Below are 3,807 nucleotides of genomic sequence, written 5' to 3'. Positions count from 1 at the left end.
TACGACGACCTGTGCCCAACCACCGATGTGTGTAGGAGCGGGTTTACCCGCGAATACGGTGGCAGCGGCAACGGTGAACGGAAGATGGAGATTGGCCAGCTGGGCCGGCCTCTTCGCGGGTGAACCCGCTCCTACGACGACCTGTGCCCAACCACCGATGCGTGTGTGTGTGTGTGTGTAGGAGCGGGCTTGCCCGCGAATACGGTGGCAGCGGCAACGGTGATCGGCGGGTGGTAATTGGCCAGCAGGCCCGGTCCTTTCGCGGGTGACCCCGCGCCTACAGGTGCAGTACCCGCGTAGAGCCCTGCTCAGGCGACGCAAGCCTCCAACGCTTGCGCCTCAACCCCCAGCAACCGGCTGATCCGCGCGCAGTCATCTTCCCGGCGCAACTCGGCAAACAACACCACCGCTTCGGGGTAACTGCGAGTCAGCATCGCCAGCCACTGCTTCATCCGCCCCGGCGCATAACGCGGCGACAATTTGGCCTGGGCCTGGCGCCAGAACTCACGCAACAGTGGCAACAATTCATGCCAGCTCATCGGCTGATAGTCGCGCCCGTCCCGCGCCGCTGCAATCTGCAGGCCCAGGTCCGGGCGCGATACCAGCCCACGCCCGAGCATGATGTCTTCAGCGCCACTGACCTCGCGGCAACGCCGCCAGTCATCGACCGTCCAGATCTCGCCATTGGCAAACACCGGCACCTTGACCACATCCTGCACCCGCGCCACCCACTCCCAGTGCGCTGGCGGCTTGTAGCCCTCAACCTTGGTCCGTGCGTGCACCACCAGGTGTGCCGAACCGCCCTCGGCCAGCGCCGTGGCGCACTCCAGTGCCCCATCGGGGCTGTCGAAGCCCAGACGCATCTTCGAGGTCACCGGAATGTTCGCCGGCACCGCACGCCGCACTTCACGCACAATGGCGTGCAGCAACTCCGGCTCTTTGAGCAGTACCGCGCCACCGCGCGACTTGTTCACCGTCTTTGCCGGGCAACCGAAGTTCAGGTCGATCACCGGCGCCCCAAGCTCGCAAGCCAGTGCGGCGTTTTCCGCCAGGCATACCGGGTCCGAACCCAGCAATTGCACGCGCATGGGCACACCGGAAGCCGTGCGCGCGCCCTGACGCAGTTCAGGCGCCAGCTTGTCGAACGAGGACGCCGGCAGCAGGCGGTCGCACACGCGAATGAACTCGGTGACGCACCAGTCGATACCGCCCACACGGGTCAATACGTCGCGCAGGATGTTGTCGACCAGCCCCTCCATGGGGGCCAGGGCAATTTGCATGTCGGGGTCTCAGCGGAAAAAGCCGGCAGTTTAACAAAAAATGCCGGCGACTCAGGCGCCGATCAGCGCCGGACCGTAACCTTCGACGAATTCCGCCGGCATGCGCCGGGGCTTGCCGCTGGACAGCTCGATGCAGGCAAAGGTGGTTTGCGCGCGCAGCAGCGTCACACCATCGCGCGGGCGCTTGAGCTGAAACCGCCGCGTCATGCGCAGGCGCTGGTCCCAGTCAATGATCCAGGTGGCCAGCTGCAGCTCATCGTCTTCATAGGCGGCGGCCAGGTAGTCGATTTCGTGGCGCACCACAGCCATCGCCCGGTCAAGGCGCCGGTACTCGGCCAGGTCCAGCCCCAGACGCTGGGAGTGGCGCCAGGCGCAGCGCTCAAGCCAGGTGACGTAGACGGCATTGTTGGCGTGGCCAAGGCCGTCGATGTCCTCGCTGCCGACGCGCAGGTCGATGACGAAGGGTGTTGCCAGGTCCCAGCTCATTTTCGCTTCCTTGGCGCAAAAGGCGATTTAGCAGCGATCTGCGGGGCAATGTCCAGCCCCAGCGAGCCTGAAGCGGTCGTTATAGGGCGGGCTTGCCCGCGAATCAGACACCGCGGTGGGTGGCACCGGCGATGCCAATGTTCGCGGCTGAAGCCGCCCCGACACTGACCGCTTCAGCCCGAGCCAGCAGTTCGAGCACGGCTTCACTCAGCCGTGGGTCGGCCAGCACTCGCTGGTGGCCACCCTCTTCCAGCAGCATCAGCCGGCTGTCGAACCAGGCCTTGTGGATCACATGTGCCTCATCTGCGGGCACGAGAGCATCATCGGCAGCATGCACCACCAGCCCCGGCAGTTCCAGCTGGTAACCCGTGACATCCAGCCGCGCAATCTGCATGCCCACATCGCGCTCGATCTGGCGAATGAACGCTGCCCGTGCCCGGGCTGGCAGCCCCAGGCGATGGGCAAAACCACGCAACACACCAAGCAACCGCGCCGGCGCTGCAATGCTGACAGCCGCCTCTGTACGCAGCCCCATCTGCAGGGCCAACAACACGCTGGCACCGCCCATGGAATGACCTATGACCGCACGCAAGGGCGGCAACTCAGCCGCAGCCTCAAGCAGCGCCCTGGCAAACAGCACCACATTCGCTTGCTCGCCAGGCGAACGACCATGCCCAGGCCCTTCCAGCGACACCACCGTATGCCCTGCCTGAACCAAGGCCTCGATCAAGGCGGCAAATTGCGTCGGGCGCCCTTCCCAACCGTGCATCAGCAGCACGGTCGGCCCTTGACCCCAGCGCAAGGCAGACAAACCGAAGCGCAGTGTAATGCGCTCGGCGCTGGCCAGCACGGGCAGCTCCCAATCCCGGGGCGGCAGGTTGCGCGGGGTCATGAAGGCACGGCGCATCTTGCCCGCGACATGCTCGGGGGCCAGGCGGCCCAAGGTGCCATTGACACCGCGAATCCAGCTCAGGGTGGTCATCGCCATGCTCCAGGGTTAAAGCACCGCCGATTTGGCGGCGCGCAGAATACGGTCAGACAGGTCACTGGTCCCCAAGGCCCGGGCCAGCGCCAGCCCTCCCACCATCAGGGCCAGGTCGGCCAGCGCTTTGTCGGCATCCTCAGGGCGGTCGACCATCGCGGCAGTCATCAACTCGATGTGCTCGGCCAGCACCTCGCGGAAGACCTCCGGCAGGCGCTGCATTTCGCCCAACGCGTTAGGCAGCGGGCAAGCATGGACTTCGCAGTCCCGGTGCTTGCGCGAGAGGTAGAAGGCCCCGGCCAGCGCTCGCCGCCCGGCGCCATCGAGATTGGGGTCGACCTGAGCGAGCAAGGCACGGCGCTCACCCAACAACTGGCGGAACGCCTCGAGCATCAGCTCATCCTTGCTGTCGAAGTGCGCATAGAAGCCGCCGACGGTCAGGCCTGCCGCACCCATCACCTGGCTGACGCTGGGCTCGGCCGGGCCGTGCTGGATCAGCGCACTGCGCGCAGCTTCCAGAATGCGTTCGCGGGTTTTGCTCTTCTTGTCGCTCATCTGGCACACACCACACAAAATATGATGATCGAAATATTATTCCCATCATATTTTTTGGCAAGCAAAATGTGCGGCCGTTTGTCGGGGGCAAATTATTGAGAAGGGAAAAAACAAAAGGCCCATTCAATAAGCGAATGAGCCTTTAAAGTCCCGCAAAACGCGGGTAAACGTGGCGTCCCCTAGGGGACTCGAACCCCTGTTACCGCCGTGAAAGGGCGGTGTCCTAGGCCACTAGACGAAGGGGACGTAACCTTCGCGAAGATCCACTTGCGTGAACCCTGGCAGAAATGGTGGAGCTAAGCGGGATCGAACCGCTGACCTCCTGCATGCCATGCAGGCGCTCTCCCAGCTGAGCTATAGCCCCGAAACAAAAGGCTCATCAATAGTCAACGAGCCTTTTAAAGCCCTGCAAAACGCAGGAAAAGTGGCGTCCCCTAGGGGACTCGAACCCCTGTTACCGCCGTGAAAGGGCGGTGTCCTAGGCCACTAGACGAAGGGGACGTA

The 3,807-nt window shown here is 63.9% G+C and carries 4 protein-coding genes and 3 tRNA genes; all 7 read right to left on the bottom strand.

All coding sequences use genetic code 11. The features are described from left to right. Nucleotides 1-308: 308 nt before the first annotated feature. The 7 genes from ACTJJN_RS26365 to ACTJJN_RS26335 all read right to left on the bottom strand — a co-directional run bounded on the left by ACTJJN_RS26365 (nt 309) and on the right by ACTJJN_RS26335 (nt 3,804). Entirely contained in the window at nt 309-1,280 is a 972-nt protein-coding gene (locus ACTJJN_RS26365) for a tRNA dihydrouridine synthase (RefSeq protein ID WP_440781755.1), read from the bottom strand. 51 nt (nt 1,281-1,331) lie between these two features. Next, nucleotides 1,332-1,766 (bottom strand): acyl-CoA thioesterase, encoded by a 435-nt coding sequence (locus tag ACTJJN_RS26360; protein WP_003247186.1) that lies wholly within the window; start codon nt 1,764-1,766, stop codon nt 1,332-1,334. A 103-nt stretch (nt 1,767-1,869) separates the two neighbouring features. After that, nucleotides 1,870-2,748: an alpha/beta fold hydrolase gene (locus ACTJJN_RS26355; protein WP_440781754.1), complete on the bottom strand. Its 879-nt coding sequence runs from the start codon at nt 2,746-2,748 to the stop codon at nt 1,870-1,872. A gap of 15 nt (nt 2,749-2,763) precedes the next feature. Further along, nucleotides 2,764-3,303, bottom strand: a complete 540-nt coding sequence (locus ACTJJN_RS26350; RefSeq protein ID WP_012053280.1) for a TetR/AcrR family transcriptional regulator — start codon at nt 3,301-3,303, stop codon at nt 2,764-2,766. A 170-nt stretch (nt 3,304-3,473) separates the two neighbouring features. Continuing rightward, nucleotides 3,474-3,549, bottom strand: a tRNA-Glu gene (locus ACTJJN_RS26345). A gap of 42 nt (nt 3,550-3,591) precedes the next feature. Continuing rightward, nucleotides 3,592-3,667: transfer RNA gene (locus tag ACTJJN_RS26340), tRNA-Ala, on the bottom strand. Nucleotides 3,668-3,728: 61 nt separating this feature from the next. Next, nucleotides 3,729-3,804 (bottom strand) — tRNA-Glu (locus tag ACTJJN_RS26335). Between the last annotated feature and the right edge of the window lie 3 nt (nt 3,805-3,807).

This window comes from Pseudomonas sp. 22515 (assembly GCF_052044625.1).
Taxonomy (GTDB): Bacteria; Pseudomonadota; Gammaproteobacteria; order Pseudomonadales; family Pseudomonadaceae; genus Aquipseudomonas; species Aquipseudomonas alloputida.
This window is presented reverse-complemented; position numbering and strand designations above follow the sequence as displayed.

Coding starts and splice junctions, on each gene's coding strand:
- ACTJJN_RS26365 (WP_440781755.1), bottom strand. CDS start 1,280: ATGCAAATTGCCCTGGCCCCCATGGAGGGGCTGGTCGACAACATCCTG.
- ACTJJN_RS26360 (WP_003247186.1), bottom strand. CDS start 1,766: ATGAGCTGGGACCTGGCAACACCCTTCGTCATCGACCTGCGCGTCGGC.
- ACTJJN_RS26355 (WP_440781754.1), bottom strand. CDS start 2,748: ATGACCACCCTGAGCTGGATTCGCGGTGTCAATGGCACCTTGGGCCGC.
- ACTJJN_RS26350 (WP_012053280.1), bottom strand. CDS start 3,303: ATGAGCGACAAGAAGAGCAAAACCCGCGAACGCATTCTGGAAGCTGCG.